This is a genomic window from Streptomyces sp. NPDC040589 (genome assembly GCF_055594445.1).
Genome location: NZ_JBVIWP010000016.1, coordinates 1 through 17,848, shown reverse-complemented (window position 1 = coordinate 17,848; position 17,848 = coordinate 1). Strand labels below are relative to the sequence as shown.

Here is a 17,848-nt window from a genome sequence, read left to right as displayed (position 1 = left end):
GGAGACACCCATGGATCTGCTCGTCGTCGGCGGCGGACCCGCGGGCCTGGCCACCGCCCTGCACGCGGCCCGGGCCGGGCTCGACGTCTCCGTCTGGGAGCAGCGCCCCGGCATCGTCGACAAGGCATGCGGCGAGGGCCTGATGCCGGGCGCCGTCACCGCCCTGGCCGCACTGGGCGTGCACCCGCCAGGGCACGACCTGCGAGGAATCCGCTACGTGGCCGGTCCCCGCCGCGTCGACGCCGACTTCCGAGCGGGCCCGGGGCGCGGGGTGCGCCGTACGACGTTGCACGCGCTGCTGCGCGAGGCGGTGCTGGCAGCGGGCGTACGCGTCGACCAGCGCACCGCGCGTCACATCGAGCAGGACCAGGACGGGGTGACGGTCGACGGCACCCGCGCTCACCACCTCGTGGCGGCCGACGGCCTCCACTCGCCGATCCGCCGCGCCCTCGGACTGAACCACCCGCGCCGGGCCCGTCCGCGGCACGGCCTGCGGCGCCACTACACGCTCGCCCCCTGGAGCGACCACGTCGAGGTCCACTGGTCCCGCGAAGCGGAGGCCTATGTGACGCCGGTGGCCGACGACCTCGTGGGCGTCGCGGTCCTCACCACCGCCCGCCGCCCCTACGACGACCACCTCGCCGCCTTCCCCGAGCTGCGGGACCGGCTGGCCGGGTCCGTCCCCGCCGGACCGGTACGGGGCGCGGGCCCGTTCCGCCAGACCGCGAGCGCGCGCACGGCCGGCCGGGTGCTGCTCGTGGGCGATGCCGCCGGCTACGTCGACGCACTGACCGGCGAGGGCATCGCCCTGGCGCTCGCGCAGGCGTCCGCCTCGGTCCGGGCCGTCACCGCCGGTGACCTGATGTCCTACGAGAGGGAGTGGCGGCAGCTCACCCGGCGCTACCGCTGGCTGACGCACGCGCTCCTCGGCGCGACGAGACCGCTCCCGGCCCGCGCGGCGCTGGTGCCCATCGCACAACGCCTGCCGTGGCTGTTCTCCGCGGCCGTCGGCATGCTGGCGCGGCCGGCGGGGGAGCCGTCCGGGGCCGGCCGGCCGACCGGGTAGGGGTCAGCCCCCTGCCGGAGCGTCCAGCAGGGGGCTGACAGGCCCACTCGTCGGGAAGACCGCGTCAGGCGATGGACGCCGACAGGATGGCCGACACCGCGAGATTGCAGGACGCCGTCACCCAGACCGCGGGGTGCGGCTCCGGCTCGACCAGCGCCGCGCCCAGGCGCCCCGGCGTGATCAGGTCCACCACCAGGAACGCCACCGCCATCATCACCAGACCCAGCAGCCCGAACGCGGCGGTCGAGACGAGTCCCTTGCCGAAGTCCTCGTAGGTCGTCCAGATGGACGTGAACACGATGCCACCGATACCGAGCAGCGCGGAGCTGAGCACCATCGCGGCGTTGCGGTTGCGCTGCTCCCAGATCTGCCGGCCCAGCTTTCCGGGCGTGAGCACGTCGACCAGGACGATGCCGAGGACCAGCAGAACCAGTCCCAGTCCGCCGTAAGCGGTGGCCCTGCCAAGTCCGTTGACGATGTCGCTCATGGGTGGGCGGCTCCGTAGCGTGAGAGATCGTGAATGATCGCGGTCAAGGAACAGCAAAATGTAACGCACCTGTTCGGCGCCCCGACCGGCCCCCCTGGCGCTGTCACGGTGGGGGCAGCGCCAGCTCGCACCAGATGGTCTTGCCCGTGGTCGTCTGCCGGGTGCCCCAGCTCTGGGTGAGCTGGGCGACGAGAAGCAGTCCGCGCCCGCCCTCGTCGAAGGCCCGGGCACGCCGCAGATGCGGTGCGGTGCTGCTGGTGTCGGACACCTCGCAGATCAGCGTGTGATCGCGGATCAGCCGGAGCTGGATCGGGGGGTGCCCGTAACGGATGGCGTTGGTGACCAGCTCGCTCACCACCAGCTCGATGACGAACGTCGCCTCCGCCAGCCCCCAGGCGTCGAGCTGATCGACGACCAGCTTGCGAGCACGCTCCACCTGGACCGGCTCCGCCGGAACCTGCCACGTCGCGACATGCTCCGCCGGCAGAGCGCGGGTGCGGGCCAGCAGCAGCGCCACGTCGTCGGCCGCCCGGTCGGTGAGCAGGGAACCGATCACGGTGTCACACGCTTCCTCCAGAGACTCCGCGGGCCGCGCCAGGGCGAGGCACAACTCGGCCAGCCCGACGTCGATGTCCCGGTGGCGCGCCTCGACAAGGCCGTCCGTGTACAGGGCGAGCACACTCCCGGCGTCCAGTTCCAGATCGGTGACTTCGAAGGGGAGGCCGCCGATCCCCAGCGGGGGTCCGACATGGCCGGACACGACGTGCACCGTGCCGTCCGGAGCCAGGACAGCGGGCATCGGGTGCCCGGCCGCGGCCAGCGTGCACCGGCGGGAGACCGGGTCGTACACCGCGTACAGACAGGTGGCACCGAGGTCCGCCGCGGAGAACCAGAAGCCGTCCACCCCTTCGTCGTCCCCGTGTCCGCCCGGCAAGGGTTCGCCTTCGGAGAGGTGCAGGATGAGGTCGTCGAGGTGGGTGAGCAGTTCGTCGGGCGGCAGGTCGACATCAGCCAGCGTGCGCACGGCGGTGCGCAGCCGACCCATGGCCGCGGAGGCCTGGAGACCGTGCCCGACGACGTCCCCGACGACCAGGGCGACCCGGCTGCCCGACAGCGGGATCACGTCGTACCAGTCACCGCCGACCCCGGTCCGCGTCTTGGCGGGCAGGTAGCGGGCGGCCACCTCCACGGCCGTCTGGTGGGGCAGACGCCGCGGCAGCAGGTGACGCTGCAGGGCCAGCGCGGTGGACCGCTCCCGGGTGTACCGGCGCGCGTTGTCGACGGCGACCGCCGCCTTGGCGGCCAGCTCCTCGGCGAAGGCGACATCGTCGGGCCCGAACGGATCGGGTCGGCTGCGCCAGAAGTCCACCGTGCCCACCGTCATCCCTCTCGCCCGCAGCGGTGTCCTGATCCTGGAGTGGATGCCGTACGCGAGGACGCGCGCCGCCGCCTCCGGCTGCTCCGACGCCCACTCGGTGCTCTCCCGCAGGTCCGCGTCGAGCCTGGCCCGCCCGGAGAGCGGCGCCCGGGACTCAGGCGGGGGCGAGGTCAGGTCCGGCGGGTCTGCCAGACCCAGCAAAGGGGCGTCGTCCCGGACACCGTCCGCGGCCACCCGGCGCAGCCGCGTATCGACTCCGGCGGTCGGCTCGTCGCCGCGCAGAACCGGTTCCAGCAGGTCGACGGTGGTGAAGTCGGCGAACCCCGGCACCGCCACCCCCGCCAACTCGCGAGCCGTCTGCTCCACATCCAGCCCCGTCCCCACCGACACACTCGCCCCGTACAGCAGCTCCAGGCGCGTGTACAAGAACTCCAGACGCTCACGTGCTTCCTCGGTCCGCGCGCGGCTCTCCTGCAACGAGGCGGCCATGGTGTTGAACGACTCTGCCAGCGCGGCGACCTCCGCCACCCTGCTGGAAGGCACCCGCACCTCCAGATCGCCCTTCGCCAGCCGCCCGGCAGCCGAGGCCGCGCGCCGCAGCGGCCGCACGATGGACCGGTGCTGGAACACGGTGAGCGTGACGATGAGCCCGGTCAGCCCGGCCAGTCCCGCGCACGCCACGACCACCGCCCGCTGGGCGCTGGCGTCCGTGGCGTCCTGGCGCTCCTGGAGTTTGGCCCGCTCATCGGTGATGTACGTCGTGAACCGGGCCCGCAGCGCGTCCACCCGCCGCTTGCCCTCAGCCGTCACCGCCGGACTCGAGGCCGAGGGGTCGTCCCGCCGAACCGCCTCGACCAGCGGTACCGAGTAGTCCGTGAGGAAGAAGCCGATGTCCCTGTTGATCTGTCCCGCGAGACGCCGCTGTTCCGGGGAGGTCGCCGACGCCAGGAACCGCCTGGCCTCGGCCGGATAGCTGTCCCGCGCCGCTTGCCAGGGCTGAAGGAAGGCCTCGTCCCGGGTGATGACGAAGCCGCGCTGCCCGGTCTCCAGGTCGATCAGATGCTGTTCCATCGTGCTGGCATCGGTGATGGCCTCGCGAGAGGCCCGCGCGTCGGCCGTGAAGCCGCGAGAGTCACCGATGACCTGCAGCAGGACGGCGAACGCGACACCGATCAACACCGCCAGGAAGCCGCTCGCCAGGACCGAGGTGCTCGTCAGCCCCAGTCGTCTGCTCCCACCCCCGGGCCGTGTCCTCATGATCCGCCTACCTAGGTCGTCCGACCGCGGGCAAGGTGAGGTCCCCTGGTGCGCGGCTCGGCCTTCCAGGTACAAGACGGCCGCCGAAGCCACCCGGCCGGCGGTGGACGCACAGGTTCCTGCATGTGCAGAACGTTCGTCGAGCAGTGTCCAGGCTAGTAGAGCCGGTCACCCACCGCACCCGGCTGCCGTGCCGGGAGAGGCCTCCGAAAGGTGATGTGGGGCAGAAGAAGTCATAGGGACTGACCCCTCTGCCACCGCCCCCAGGTCAGGAGGACCCGATGCCCAGGAGACGTCTCCCGGAAGGCGGCCCCTCGCTGCGTGACCGGCTCGGCAGGGAGATCTTCTCCCGCGTGGCGGGTCCGGAGGGCCCGGACAACCGGGCGCGCATTCACGGCACACCCGGCCCCCGCTGGTTCGGCCCCGAGCGGCCCGTCAGGAGGGTGCACGGGGACGCCTCGATGTTCATCGGCGGTCTGTCGGCCCTGCTGCTCCAGTCGCTCCATCCCCTGGCCATGGCCGCCGTGGCCGGACATTCGGGGTTCCGCGGAGATCCGTGGGGACGGCTGCAGCGGACCAGCACCTTCCTGGCCGTGACCACCTACGGGCCTGCCCGCAGCGCGCAGGAAGCCTGTGACCGCGTACGAGCCGTCCACGAGACGGTGCGCGGCGCGACCGCCGACGGTCAGTCCTACTCCGCCGCGGACCCGCATCTGCTGTGCTGGGTGCACATCGCCGAGGTCGACAGTTTCCTGCGCTCCCATCAGCGCTACGGGGCGCATCCCCTCGACGACGAGGGATGCGACGCCTACGTCGCCGACATGGCACGCATCGCCATGGCGCTCGGTGTCCCGGACCCGCCGGTGAACGCCGCCCAACTCGCCGCGCGCCTGGCCGCCTACCGCGGCGAGCTGCGCGCCACCCGGGAGGCGCGCAGCTCGGCCCGCTTCCTGCTGCTGAACCCGCCCGTCCCGTTCCTCGCCCGCCTCCCGTACGGCGTGATCGCCGCCAACGCCGTCTCCCTCCTGCCGCTCTGGGCCTCGCGTGCACTGGGGCTGCCACGGCTCCCCGTGGCCGAGGGCCCGTGCGTCCGCCCGCTCGGCACGGCCGTGACCGCGGGCATCCGCTGGGCCATGTCACCGCCCAGCGACGCGGCATAGCGCTCACCGGCAAGGCACCTCGACTCGCCGCTCCGAAGCTGGCACTGTGCATGCGTATGAAGCGGGTCGAAACCGGGCAAACCGCAAGCTCGGTGCGCTTGAGACTCATGCTGGCCAGCAGCACCATGCTCTTCGTCGAGCTGGCGTTGATCAGGTGGGCGGGCGCCAACATCGTCCACCTCAGCTACTTCTCGAACTTCATCCTGCTGGGATCGTTCCTCGGCATCGGCATCGGGTTCCTGATCCCCGCCGAGCGCGGACACTGGCTCAAACGCTGGACACCGGTCCCGCTCGTGCTTCTCGTCGTCCTGGTCCGCGAATTCCCGGTGCAGGTGCGTCAGAGCAGCGGCCAGGTCATCTACTTCACCGCCGTGAAGACCACCGGCCTGCCCGAGTGGGTGACGCTGCCGGTCATCTTCCTGCTGACCGCGGCGATCATGGCCGGCATCGGCAAGATCACCGCCGATCTCTTCCGCCTGCTCCCCTCACTCAACGCCTACCGCTACGACCTGCTCGGCAGCCTCACCGGCTCGGTGTCCTTCGCCGTACTGTCCTGGCTCCGCGCCCCCTCGGTCGTATGGGGCGTACTCGCCGCCGTGGCCCTGCTGATCCTCGGCGGCCGGCGCAACACACTGCTGTACGGCATCCCCCTGACCGCGATGGTCGTCGTGCTGTTCCTGGAGTCGACGACGACCGGCATCACCTGGTCGCCCTACTACAAGATCCAGCTCGAACCCTCACCGACCAAGACCCGGACCTACTACATCTCCGCCAACGGCGTCCCGCACCAGAGCACCGCACCGCTCCCGGTGCTGATGCGCGCGAACTCGCCCTACCGTCAGGCCTACGAACAGACGCCCGACAACCCCCACACGCGCGTGCTGGTCATCGGGGCCGGCAACGGCAACGATGTCGCGGTCGCACTGGCATACGGAGCGGAACACGTGGACGCGGTCGAGATCGACCCCCGGCTGCAGCAGATCGGCGCCCAACTGCACCCCGCGAAGCCCTACGACGACCCCCGGGTGCACGTCCACATCGACGACGGCCGGGCCTTCCTCGAGCGGACGGACACCAAGTACGACCTCATCGTCCTGGCCCTGCCGGACTCGCTGACCCTGGTGTCCGGCGCGAGCAACCTGCGCCTGGAGAGCTATCTGTTCACCCGGGAGGCGTTGGAGGCCGCGCGCGACCATCTGAGGCCGAACGGCGCGTTCGCCATGTACAACTACTACCGGAAGAGCTGGCTGGTCGACCGCTTCGCAGGCACCCTTGAAGACATCTACGGCCACGCCCCCTGTCTGACGACGTTCAAACGCAACGCTGCCGTGCTGGTGGCCGGAATGACCACCGCCGACCAGTCCTGCGAGCAGGTCTGGCGCCCCAGCGGCACGGTCCCGGCGGTCGCGACCGACGACCACCCCTTCCCCTACCTGCTCCACCGCAGCATTCCCACCCTCTACCTGGGCGCGCTCGGCGCCATGCTGCTGGTGACACTCCTGTCGGTTCGCCTGGCCGGGGTACGCGTGCGCGGCACCATCCGCTACGCCGACATGTTTCTGCTGGGCGCGGCCTTCATACTGCTCGAAACCAAGAACGTCATCGGTTTCGCGCTCTACTTCGGCACCACCTGGCTGGTCAACGCCCTGGTCTTCATCGGCGTGCTCCTGGCGGTCCTGGCGGCGGTAGAGGTCCGTCGCAAGCTGCGGCACGTCAACCAGATCCTGCTGCAGCTTCTCCTCTTCAGCTCCCTCGCGGCAGCCTGGCTGGTCCCGGCGGAAGCCGTCCTGTCCCTTCCGTTCCCCGCCCGCCTCGCCTCCGCCATCGCCCTGGCCTTCGCCCCCATCTTCTGCGCCAACCTCATCTTCTCGGACCGCCTCGCCCACGCCCCGGACCCGACCTCGGCGTTCGGCGCGAACCTGCTGGGCGCGCTGACCGGTGGCGCACTCGAGTACCTGGCCCTGGTGACGGGCTATCAGACGCTGCTGCTGGTCGTGGCCGTGGTGTACCTGGGGGCGGGCATCGCCATGCGCGTGGCCGGCAGCGGGACGGCTGCTTCCAGGACCTGAGGCCTCTCCTCGCCGAGGCGCGGAGAACCTCCGTCACGGCCGGTGGTCTTCCGCACCCGAGTTCGGAGGAGAACCGGATGGGCGACGCCGGTCCGGAACGAGAACCTGGAATCATGAGATCGCTTCGGACGGGACTCGTCCTCACCCTGCTCGCCGGCCTCACCGGCACGGCGCTGACACTGCCGCAGACAGCCTCCGCCACGACGACCACAATGGCCACGGAGGGCACCGTCGTGGCCGCCCTCGACCGCGCCGTCCACCCCTTACGCACCGTTGAACCCGGCGGTGACACCCGCGACCTGCGCGCCCTCGCCCGGATGATCGGCGGCGCGAAGGTGCTCGGCGTCGGAGAGGCCACGCACAGTTCGCACGACTTCTTCGCCATGAAGCACCGCCTCTTCCGACACCTCGTCGGGGAGAAGGGCTTCAGGACCTTCGCCCTGGAGGCCAGCTGGAGCACCGGCCTGCGCCTCAACGACTATGTCCTGTACGGGAAGGGGGACCCGCGCCGCATCATGCGGGAGGAGTTCCAGGGCACCTACCTCTGGTGGAACAACACCGACCTCCAAGGGACTGCCGAGGGGTGATGGAGGCGCGTATCGGGGTACCTGCGTCGCCATGGCACCGGAAACTGATCACGCCGAATCCGTACGAGCTCTGCGGCAGCTGCGCAGGATGCGTATCTTCTACGCCGGGGGTGCGGCCCTCTGGGCTGCCTCGGCTGCATCGGCGGGATGGGCAGCCCCTGGAAGCCGACAGATGTGGGTATCGGTGTTGTTCCTGGCTGTCTTCACCGCTTTGCTATCCATGACGTCGCTGTGGCTGTGGCGTCAGGATGCAGCTCATCAGGGTGAGCCCGCGCACCATGCTGCTCCGCGAAAGATGGCCCGGCGTCGCCACGTCAACGCCTAGGTCGAGTCCGCATGTCAGGGCGGCGGGACCCGTAGACAGGCGAGGGTGGCAGGGCCTGGCGGTGCGGGCGAACTTGTCGTAGCAGGTGGCCAAGCCACACGGCGATGGCGCCGGACGAGCAGAAGGCCCGGCCCACGCCGCTGGTAGCCTCCGGCGTCAGCCTCTCGATCGTTCATCAGCCGTCACCGCCCTGGCTGTCGCTGCGCGGCGGCCTTGGCCCCGCTGGTGGGCGCGGCCGGCTTCTTCACCAATCCCGGCGTGAACGCTCGGGCGTTCAGCCTCCTCGGGCAGAACAGGAGGCCGGGCGACGGAGTGAACATCGCCCCGATGCTCGCTGGCCTGGTCATTGACGCTGCACTCGGCGGCATCCCCCCGACCGTCGGCACGCCCGGCGCGCTGAGGAATTCGGTACCGCGTCGCCACCGCCAGCGCGCCACGCATCGCGTCCGCAGTGACCGGCCGACCCGGCCCCGGGGCCGCTCCTTGCACCGTCGCGGCCAGACCGTGTCGTGTTGCTGGTCGAGGTGGCTGCCGTGTTGCAGGTGTACCGGGCGACGGTGTCCGGCTGGGAGCCTGCCGAGAAGCCGGCCGAGCCGCGTGGCCCGGAGCGCGAGCACGTGTGCAAGCTTGCTCAAGCACCTCGCGGAACTCTGCCCTGCCAGCGAGCCCGATGCGGTCGTATCCGAGCGGGACACGGCGGTGCCGGATCGCAGGTACTGCTTCGGTCCGACCCGGGGGAGGAGCCGCGCGTCCGCCGTCACGGCCGGGCTTCCTTGTGCGCGAGTCGCGGGACGGGCGCCCCAAGTTCATAGGTGCGAGGCCCGAACCCTCCCGGCTCGGTCCGTGTGGGGATGCCGGGTTTTTCGGTACGTCGTCCGGAGCGTTCACCTTCAATCCATTGCAATGAACAGCCTAGGGTCGTTGCGTTATCTTGAAGTTATTGCAACGATGCTGAGGTCAACTACCTGCATAAATAGCAACTCCTAGCGAAAATGCACTTGCCTACACTGTGAACGCAACGTAGCGTTTCCATCATTAGAAACAGTGCGCGGGAGGCGTCGCAAGCCGAGAGGTGCACGTTTCGGGCAGTGGCCGATCAAGGGGGTTGTTCATGGCAGCGCAGAGCCGACAAGTGGCGGCACCCGGCGTCTCTGTCGCCTTCGCGCGCTTCGTGCTGTGCGGCGGCGGAGTGGGGCTCGCCTCCAGCTTCGCCGTGGCGGCGCTCGCCTCCTGGATTCCGTGGGTTCTGGCCAACGCCTTGGTCACCGCGGTTTCCACGCTCGTCGCAACCGAGTTGCACGCCCGTTTCACCTTCGGTGCCGGCGGGCGCGCGACGTGGCGCCAGCATGCGCAGTCGGCCGGGTCCGCGGTGGCCGCGTATGCGGTGACCTGTGTGGCGATGCTGGTCCTGCACCAGTGGGTGGCCGCACCCGGTGCGGTGCTCGAGCAGGCCGTCTATCTGTCCGCCTGCGCCCTCGCCGGTGTCGCCCGGTTCGCGGTGCTGCGCCTCGTTGTCTTCGCGCGGAGTCACTCGCAGGCCGCGGCCGCTGCCCGCACCGCCCGACCCGTGCACGCGACCGTGGCCCGCGCCGCGGCACCGGCCGGCCCGGCGATGCTCTGCCGGACCGCCTGACCCTTCCGCCGACAATGGGCCGCATCACGAGCTGTCCACCAGCGACACAGCGGGCAGCCCGCAGCCGTACTACCCCGGGGCCTGCTTCCGGGGCGGCCGGACTCCAGGAGTCCCGGGGGCGATGAGTCCCGCCCTGGTGGCCGGTCTCTATCTCCAGCACGCGATCGCCCGGACCCGAGGAGAGCATCATGACCGCTGCCTACACATTCGACGTCTTTTCCAGCCTCGACGGCTTCGGTGCCGCCGGCGGTGACTGGACGGGCTACTGGGGCAAGCAGGGCCCCGAGCTCCTCGACCACCGTCTCGCCCTGTACGGCGAGGAGCAGCGGATGGTCTTCGGCGCCCACACGTACCGGGCCTTCGCGCGGATGCTGGCCTCGAGCAGCGAGGACTCCGAGGTGCGTGACCCATGGGTCACACGGATGAGGAGTCTGCCGGCAACGGTGGTGTCGACCACACTGGAAGGACCCCTCGACTGGCCGGACGCGGACGTCGTGAGCGGCGATGCCGTCGATGTCGTGGCCCGGCTCAAGGAGGAGTCCGAGGTGCCGTTGCGCTCGCACGGCAGCCTGTCGATGAACCGTGCGCTGATGGCCGCCGGTCTGGTCGACCGCGTCCAGGTGACGCTCTTCCCTGTGATCACCGCTCAGACCGGGCTGGACCCGGTCTTCCGGGGTGCGGCCGACTTCGACCTCGAGCTGATCGACCACCGGACGCTCGACGGCCACATCCAAGAACTCATCTACCGGCCCACCCTGCACACCTGAGCCCATCCACGCACGGGGAGGACGTGGAACTCGACGCCAACCCAGCCAACGCCCAAACCGGCCGCCCCGGCCAGAGCTACGCGCCGGGCCTCCGGCACAGGTCCAGGAGGCAGCGCAGCCCTATGCCGGGCTCGTGCGGCTAGCCCACCGGGCGGCGAGCAGTTCCTGGCCCCTGAAGGCGGCCTGTTCGGCGGCGGCTGCGACCTCTACCGTGCCCGAGCCCGGCGAAGGTGTGCCCGCTTGCGTCAGCCGGACTCCGGGCGGACCGGCCTCGCCGAGGTGCTGGACAAGGTGCCGGCGGCCGGCTCTGACCGCATCGCCGTTCGGCAGCCCTACCTGGACCGGGCGATCTCCGAGTTCGTCGGCATCCGGGCCCCGGCCGCGCCCTGCTGGACCACCGTCCACAGCCGCCTGCACGGGGCGAAACTCACCGCACCCCTGCAGACCCTGGACCGGGAGGGATGGGCCGCGCCCCAGCCGGGGGGGGCGACGCCGCCAGCTCCGCGCCTGCACCCTGCTGCGGCCGAACGGCGCTGCCCACGGGTCCGCGCCGCCTTCCCCGTCCTGGGCAGCCCGACTGCTCTCGCCGCCGAAGCGACCGCATGCGCCCAGCTGCTCCAGACCGTGGCCTGCGGCGACAACCTCGTCCTCGAAGCCCCGCTCCAGGACTGGGCTGAGGGGCTGCGCCGCCGCCGCTGACGGCTGCTGCCGTCGCGTTGCTCGGGGAGGCCTGCCCTGACTGGCCGGATCAGCAGGTGGGGACGCCGCGCCGTAGGCTCACGGGCATGACACCTACCGACGTGCAGGCCGCGATTGCGTCTCTGCGCAGCGAGCTTGCCGCCAGCACATGGTCGCCGTCCGCAGCCGAGTACGATGCCGCGCAAGAGGCGGTCCTGCAGTCCGGCGCGAGCGGCGTCACCCTCGCCGAAGCGATCACTTCGGGCATACGGGCGGCAGGAACCGAAAAAGCCACGGAGGTACCGGTCGCCGACGAAGGAAGCCGGCTCACCCGCCTCATGAAGCAGTGCGCTGATCTTCTGTCCGAACCTGGCTTCGCCGCCACCCCGGACGCCCGGCAGCTCGATCGCGAGCTGCGCCTGCTCCTGAACGAGATCGACGACCGCCGACCGCGGTCCCGCATCCTGGAACGCCTCCGGCGCCGTCGTAGTCAGGAGGAGCCCACCAGCTGATCTGGCCCAAGAGGACCATCCGGGCAGCCCGGGACCTGGGCCCTGCACAGATCGGGTAGCCCGCGCCGGGCCTCTACTGGTGAGTCCTTACACCGGTTGTCGATCGGCGGTGTCACCGCCCGGCGGCCCCGCGCAGCACCACCGTCCGGTCTCCCGGGCAAAGCACCGTGCCGCTCTTGCCTCGCAGCACCAGCGAACCCGTCGTCGCCGCTTCCGCCCCCGACCCTCCCTTTCCGGAGGGCACATCCTCAGAGCCCTGTAGCCCAGGTGCCGCACAACGCGACCCGGCCCGGGCCCCGCTCCTCGAGAGGACCAGGGTCCGGGCCGGGCGGTGTGGCGGTGCGTCAGGACGTGGGCGTCAGACTCTGGTGAGGCGGACCGCCACCGTCTCGCTGACCGTTACCGGCTGGTCGTAGTCCGGGTCCGTCGCCGTCGCGCGGCCCTCGACCTCGACGTCCCCCTTCTGGAAGGGGACCGAGCCGGTGGGTACGGCCGTACCGGTCCAGGCGACCGGGGCGCCCGGGGTGCAGGACACCGACGTGGAGTAGGAACCGCGGATGAGGTCCCGCTTCTTCACCTGCGTGACGTCGCCCCCCACGGTCACCTGCACCGGCTTGTTGCAGCTCACAGTGCCGTGGAAGGTGGCCTTGCCGTTGAGGGAGCTGGCGGTGCCGTCCAGGGCGATGTCGAGGCCCAGGCCGAGTTCGGCCGGCGGGGCCGGGTTCTCGATGTGGACCTCGCCGCGCGCTGCCGCGGTGCCTCCCTCGCAGTGCTGCACGAAGGTGGCGTCGAGCTTCTTCACGTAGCCCTGCGGGCCGAACTCCACTGCGGAGACGGTGAAGGTGCCGGTGAGCTGGTTGCAGCCACGGCCGTTGCCGCTGAGCGACAGGCCCGGTTCGGTTTCGTCGTTGAACGGGTAGCGGGTTGCTCCCGTGTAGGTCCCGGGCGTCAGGGCCTTGCCGGACGGCGCCGACAGGTTCAGTGTCCACCAGTCGCCGTTCGCTCCGTCGACGGAGACGGTGACCACCCTGTTGCCGGTGGTGCCGGAGACGTTCATGCGGTCCTGGGACGCCGCCGCGTAGGCGTAGGACTGGCCGCCGCTGATGTAGTCGTCCTCGTCGCCGCTGAAGCTGAAGGAGCCCTCGGTGACCGGCAGGGCGTGCGCTTCGGTGCCGGAGAGCAGGCCGGTGGTGCCGGTAGCCATGGCCAGCGCCAGCGCGAGGGTGGCGGTGGCACGGGCCAGGACACGTCTGGGCAGGCTGAGGTTCATGGATGTTCCCCCTGGTGAGATGACGCAAGCCTCGTCCGCCGGCGTGATGCTTCCGCGTGCGTGCTCGCACGCTTGTCCGCGTGTTTCCGTCGGCGAGGCGAGTCTGTCAACCAGAAGGATGTGCGACAACTGTGTTTCAGGTGTGACGAGTTGATGTTTCAGCCAGCACGAGGTGGCAGCGTCGTAAGTCGGACATGCGTGGCCTCCGTGCCTCAGGCCCGCCGTGTAACCGAGATGCGAGCCTTGCGGGAGATCACTGGTGTACTCGCCTCCCCCTCCCCTCGGTTATGAGCAGGCATGCGCGTTCACCATGCCCGTGCCGCGGAGGGGAACCGACGAAATGGGGCCCATGGGGTGACGGAACGCCTCGGGTGGGTCAGCGGGCCGGACGGCCGCCGCGTGTTCGGCGGCGTCTGCGAGCCCTGTCTTTCCCCGAGCCGGTCGGCAAGGGACTCCAGAAGCGGCATGCCGCATAGTGGACAACGGCTCCCGCCCGCACGACGCCACTCACTACCTGGGCAATCGGCTGGACTGAATAGCCGCTGACAGCGGCCGGCCAGCCACGCTTCGACTCACTCCTCACGGGCTCGCTGTTCGCTCATGCCTTGCCCCGACGAGGAACTCGCGGGACCGGTCGCTCAAGTCGCACAAGTCCGGCAGCCGGTTCCTCCACTCCCGTCGTCCGGGCAGCGTGCCAACTGTGGCGCATAGGCCGACGGACGCGGCGCGTGATCCATCGTCGGCCGACGGACGAGGCGACGGTCCACGCAAGCCGCCTGAGACCCGCCCGGCAAAGCCTTCGGCCAAGCGCTGGAGGACTTCACCGGCGACGAGCTCACCGTGATCGAGCGTTACCTGCGACGCACCACCAATGTCGGCGCCGAACAGACCGCACGCCTGCGTAGTGGCTGATCCGGCAGCAGGCGTGCGCCGTCGGTGTGGTGGCGGACGGCCGGACCTACCGGGGAGGCGGTCGGAGAAAGGTCGATCCACGCGGGCGCGGTGAACAGGCCGTCCACCGCCGTCCCGCGTGAGCCCTGTCTCACCTGGGCAGCGCCCCTTGGCTATGCAACGAGTTGCATACGAGGATCGACGTATGGCGCTCGAGCACGCGATCCTCGTCTCCCTGCTGGAGAAGCCGGGCTCCGGCTATGAGCTGGCCCGGCGGTTCGAGCGCTCCATCGGGTACTTCTGGACCGCCACGCACCAGCAGATCTACCGCGTTCTCAAGCGCATGGAGGGCGAGGGCCTGCTCGCCGTCCGTGAGCTGTCGCAGCAGAGCCGACCGGACAAGAAGGAGTACTCCGTCGTAGGCCCCGGCCGCGCCGCCCTCTCTCAGTGGCTGCACGAACCGATCCAACCCGAGAGCATCCGGCACGACCTCGCGGTGAAGATCCGCGGCGCGGCCTTCGACGACCCGTCTGTGCTGATCCGTGAGGTCGAACGGCACCGCCAGGTGCACAGCGACCGGCTCGCGCACTATGTGGTGGGGGAGCTGCGCGACTTCACCGGCCCGGCGTCCCCCACCCCGCTCGACGCCGGTCAGGAACTCCAGCATGTCGTGCTGCGTGGCGGCATCGCGTACGAGCGGATGACGATCGCCTGGCTCGACGACGTACTCGCCACCCTCCGGCGGCTCGGCACGTCACACCCGCACGCCTGACCTGCCGGCCACCACCGCCCGGGCCCCGAGACCTTCAGACCCGCACCCTCCACCCTCAACCCTCGGAAGGCGAACCTTCATGGCCGACCCCCTCCTCTTCAACCCCCGTACGTACGACCCGGCGCAGTTCGATCCCGAGACCCGCAGGCTGCTGCGTGCCACCGTCGACTGGTTCGAGGACCGCGGCAAGCGCAGGCTCATCGAGGACTACCGTTCCCGCGCCTGGCTGGCCGACTTCCTCGCGTTCGCAGCCAAGGAAGGGCTGTTCGCCACCTTCCTCACCCCGGCGTCCGCCGCCGGACACAAGGACCAGCGCTGGGACACGGCCCGGATCGCCGCCCTCAACGAGATCTTCGGCTTCTACGGTCTCGACTACTGGTACGCGTGGCAGGTGACCATCCTCGGTCTCGGACCGGTCTGGCAGAGCGACAACACCGCGGCCCGCACCCGCGCGGCGGAACTCCTCACCCAGGGCGAGGTGTTCGCCTTCGGCCTCTCCGAGAAGACCCATGGCGCCGACATCTACTCCACCGACATGCTGCTGACGCCGGACGGCAACGGCGGCTTCACGGCCACGGGCTCCAAGTACTACATCGGCAACGGCAACGCCGCCGGGCTCGTCTCGGTCTTCGGCCGACGCACCGACATCGAGGGCCCGGACGGCTACGTCTTCTTCGCCGCCGACAGCCGCCACTCGGCGTATCACCTCGTCAAGAACGTCGTCGACTCCTCGAAGTACGTCAGCGAGTTCCGCCTCGAGGACTACCCGGTGGGCCAGGACGACGTCCTGCACACGGGCCGCGCCGCCTTCGACGCCGCCCTCAACACCGTCAACGTCGGCAAGTTCAACCTCTGCACCGCCTCGATCGGCATCTGCGAGCACGCGATGTACGAGGCGGTGACCCACGCGCACAACCGGATCCTGTACGGCCGCCCCGTCACCGCATTCCCGCACGTACGCCGCGAGCTGGCCGACGCGTACGTCCGCCTCGTCGGCATGAAGCTGTTCAGCGACCGCGCCGTCGACTACTTCCGCTCCGCCTCGCCGGACGACCGCCGCTACCTGCTCTTCAACCCGATGACGAAGATGAAGGTGACCACGGAGGGCGAGAAGGTCATCGACCTGATGTGGGACGTGATAGCCGCCAAGGGCTTCGAGAAGGACACCTACTTCGCCCAGGCCGCCGTCGAGATCCGGGGACTGCCCAAGCTCGAGGGCACGGTCCACGTCAACCTCGCGCTGATCCTCAAGTTCATGCGCAACCACCTCCTGAACCCCGCCGAGTTCGCGCCCGTACCGACCCGCCTCGAAGCGGCCGACGACACGTTCCTCTTCGAGCAGGGACCGGCCCGCGGCCTCGGCTCCGTACGCTTCCACGACTGGCGTCCCGCCTACGACGCATACGCCGACGTGCCGAACGTCGCCCGCTTCCGGGAGCAGGCCGACGCCCTGTGCGAGTTCGTCACCACCGCGGCCCCCGACGAGGAACAGAGCCGCGACCTCGATCTTCTCCTCGCCGTCGGCCAGCTCTTCGCGCTGGTGGTGCACGGCCAGCTGATCCTGGAGCAGGCCCGCCTGACGGACCTCGACGAGGACGTGCTCGACGAGCTGTTCTCCGTCCTCGTCCGCGACTTCTCCGCCTTCGCCGTCGAACTGCATGGCAAGGACTCCGCCACTGTGGATCAGCAGCGCTGGGCGCTCAGTGCCGTGCGGCGTCCCGTCGTCGACGAAGCACGTTCGGGGCGCGTCTGGGAGCGTGTGGAAGCACTGTCCGGGGCGTACGAGATGGCGCCGTGACAGCCCGCCACGGGGGGCTCGTCGACATGTGACGGTCAGGGCCACCGGGAGCAGTAACGCTCGCACCGTGGCCGTGCCGGCGTCTCGTATCTCTACCGTCACCAGCCCCGGGCCCGCGTTCAAACGGAATTCCGTCTCTGGGAGATACGGAGGACCGCACCCCGATTGTTCGGAGTGCGGTCCTCGAGGGGCGCTGCGGGGCAGGTGACCGCTAGCTCCCGGACGGGGCGCCGGATGTGCGGGAACCGGAGCCGCCCGGCTTCGGCGGGGCCCATGTGGGCTTGGCCGTCGCCTCGGCCGGGTCGGGCTCGGCGAGGGTGAGTCCCCACGAGTCGTCCTCGCCGATGCGGGCCTCGATCTCCTTGATCTGGTTGCTCTTGGCGAAGTACAGGACCACGACCTGCCGCACGGAACCCTCGTCGTAGAACTCCGCCGTCACGTCTCCCTTGGCGGCGGCGCCGAAGGCTTTGACCCAATTGCGGGCCGTGGCATCGGCGTGCGTGTCGTCGACGGCGAGAGCGGCCAGCCCGTCGGCGTCACGGTCGGCGAGCCGCCACACTGCCTTCTGCACCGTCTCGAGACTTCCCGTGGAGGGGTAGCCGACGACCCGCAGTGGCCGGTGATTGCTGTAGTCCGTCTGATACGTCAGGGACTCGTCGTCCGACGCGCAGCCCGTCAGAAGCGTGCCCGCGACGACGGCGGCCAGCGCGAAGCCGGTGAGCCTTGTCTTGCGTGCCATGGTCAGGACCTCGACTTCGGACGGAGGATGGTGACCCGCTCGATGTAGCTGGGCTGGGGCGCGACGACACTCATGTCCTCACCGGCTATGAGCCTCGGCGACGGTGTAGCAGCTGCCGCTGCACGCCGACCACGACTCGGCCGATCAGGCAGGCGATCCCCGCGCTGCCGACGGCGATGGTCCAGGCGCGGGCGGAGAGACCGTCACCGGGCGGGGTGGTGTTGAAGTAGAGCCAGCCGCTCAGCCCCAGCAGCACGCCGACCATCAGTCCGACACCCGACGGCAGGCTCAAGAGCCCCCCTGTGAACATGATCGCTCGCACCTGGCCGTCGGAACTCGGTGTTACGTACGCCATGGTGATCACCCTAGGTTCTGTCTCTTTGGTCAGTGTCGGGTCCAGATGAGGATGCAGGCGAGGTGTAGCGCGGCTTGGTAAGCAAGGGCGAGCTTGTCGGTTCG

The 17,848-nt window shown here is 70.1% G+C and carries 14 protein-coding genes and 1 pseudogene; 10 read left to right on the top strand and 5 right to left on the bottom strand.

Annotated features, from left to right (window positions below; all coding sequences use genetic code 11):
• Positions 1 to 10: 10 nt before the first annotated feature.
• On the top strand, positions 11 to 1,066 hold the full coding sequence (locus ACZ58V_RS39985; RefSeq protein WP_471296181.1) for an NAD(P)/FAD-dependent oxidoreductase: 1,056 nt from the start codon (positions 11 to 13) through the stop codon (positions 1,064 to 1,066).
• Positions 1,067 to 1,130: 64 nt separating this feature from the next.
• Here the strand turns inward: ACZ58V_RS39985 and ACZ58V_RS39980 are convergent, their stop codons facing one another.
• Positions 1,131 to 1,553 (bottom strand): DUF350 domain-containing protein, encoded by a 423-nt coding sequence (locus ACZ58V_RS39980; protein ID WP_184598941.1) that lies wholly within the window; start codon positions 1,551 to 1,553, stop codon positions 1,131 to 1,133.
• Between the two features lie 103 nt (positions 1,554 to 1,656).
• Positions 1,657 to 4,188 carry a SpoIIE family protein phosphatase gene (locus ACZ58V_RS39975; protein WP_471296179.1) on the bottom strand — a complete coding sequence of 844 codons (2,532 nt, stop codon included), beginning with the start codon at positions 4,186 to 4,188 and terminating at the stop codon, positions 1,657 to 1,659.
• Positions 4,189 to 4,469: 281 nt separating this feature from the next.
• Between ACZ58V_RS39975 and ACZ58V_RS39970 the strand changes: the two genes are divergently transcribed.
• From ACZ58V_RS39970 to ACZ58V_RS39940, 7 genes and pseudogenes are all read left to right on the top strand, one after another.
• Positions 4,470 to 5,348, top strand: coding sequence for an oxygenase MpaB family protein (locus ACZ58V_RS39970; RefSeq protein WP_471296176.1), 879 nt, complete (start codon positions 4,470 to 4,472; stop codon positions 5,346 to 5,348).
• Between the two features lie 107 nt (positions 5,349 to 5,455).
• Complete coding sequence (locus tag ACZ58V_RS39965) at positions 5,456 to 7,417, top strand: spermine/spermidine synthase domain-containing protein (RefSeq protein ID WP_471296173.1); 1,962 nt, start codon at positions 5,456 to 5,458, stop codon at positions 7,415 to 7,417.
• 113 nt (positions 7,418 to 7,530) lie between these two features.
• Positions 7,531 to 7,998: pseudogene (locus tag ACZ58V_RS39960) on the top strand (erythromycin esterase family protein); the annotation flags it as partial.
• A 1,442-nt stretch (positions 7,999 to 9,440) separates the two neighbouring features.
• Positions 9,441 to 9,962, top strand: a complete 522-nt coding sequence (locus ACZ58V_RS39955) for a GtrA family protein (RefSeq protein ID WP_471296171.1) — start codon at positions 9,441 to 9,443, stop codon at positions 9,960 to 9,962.
• Positions 9,963 to 10,150: 188 nt separating this feature from the next.
• Positions 10,151 to 10,729 (top strand): dihydrofolate reductase family protein, encoded by a 579-nt coding sequence (locus ACZ58V_RS39950; protein WP_471296168.1) that lies wholly within the window; start codon positions 10,151 to 10,153, stop codon positions 10,727 to 10,729.
• A 240-nt stretch (positions 10,730 to 10,969) separates the two neighbouring features.
• A complete protein-coding gene (locus tag ACZ58V_RS39945) occupies positions 10,970 to 11,428 on the top strand; it encodes a hypothetical protein (protein WP_471296166.1) in 459 nt (152 codons plus the stop codon).
• An 86-nt stretch (positions 11,429 to 11,514) separates the two neighbouring features.
• Positions 11,515 to 11,919 (top strand): hypothetical protein, encoded by a 405-nt coding sequence (locus ACZ58V_RS39940; RefSeq protein ID WP_468197997.1) that lies wholly within the window; start codon positions 11,515 to 11,517, stop codon positions 11,917 to 11,919.
• 358 nt (positions 11,920 to 12,277) lie between these two features.
• Here the strand turns inward: ACZ58V_RS39940 and ACZ58V_RS39935 are convergent, their stop codons facing one another.
• Positions 12,278 to 13,189, bottom strand: a complete 912-nt coding sequence (locus tag ACZ58V_RS39935) for a hypothetical protein (RefSeq protein WP_471296163.1) — start codon at positions 13,187 to 13,189, stop codon at positions 12,278 to 12,280.
• Between the two features lie 1,096 nt (positions 13,190 to 14,285).
• Between ACZ58V_RS39935 and ACZ58V_RS39930 the strand changes: the two genes are divergently transcribed.
• Positions 14,286 to 14,852 carry a PadR family transcriptional regulator gene (locus tag ACZ58V_RS39930; protein ID WP_471296160.1) on the top strand — a complete coding sequence of 189 codons (567 nt, stop codon included), beginning with the start codon at positions 14,286 to 14,288 and terminating at the stop codon, positions 14,850 to 14,852.
• Between the two features lie 79 nt (positions 14,853 to 14,931).
• Positions 14,932 to 16,650 carry an acyl-CoA dehydrogenase family protein gene (locus ACZ58V_RS39925; RefSeq protein WP_468197989.1) on the top strand — a complete coding sequence of 573 codons (1,719 nt, stop codon included), beginning with the start codon at positions 14,932 to 14,934 and terminating at the stop codon, positions 16,648 to 16,650.
• Between the two features lie 211 nt (positions 16,651 to 16,861).
• Here ACZ58V_RS39925 and ACZ58V_RS39920 read toward each other — a convergent pair whose 3' ends face one another.
• Positions 16,862 to 17,389: a hypothetical protein gene (locus ACZ58V_RS39920; RefSeq protein WP_471296157.1), complete on the bottom strand. Its 528-nt coding sequence runs from the start codon at positions 17,387 to 17,389 to the stop codon at positions 16,862 to 16,864.
• Positions 17,390 to 17,474: 85 nt separating this feature from the next.
• Positions 17,475 to 17,681: a hypothetical protein gene (locus ACZ58V_RS39915; RefSeq protein ID WP_471296154.1), complete on the bottom strand. Its 207-nt coding sequence runs from the start codon at positions 17,679 to 17,681 to the stop codon at positions 17,475 to 17,477.
• Between the last annotated feature and the right edge of the window lie 167 nt (positions 17,682 to 17,848).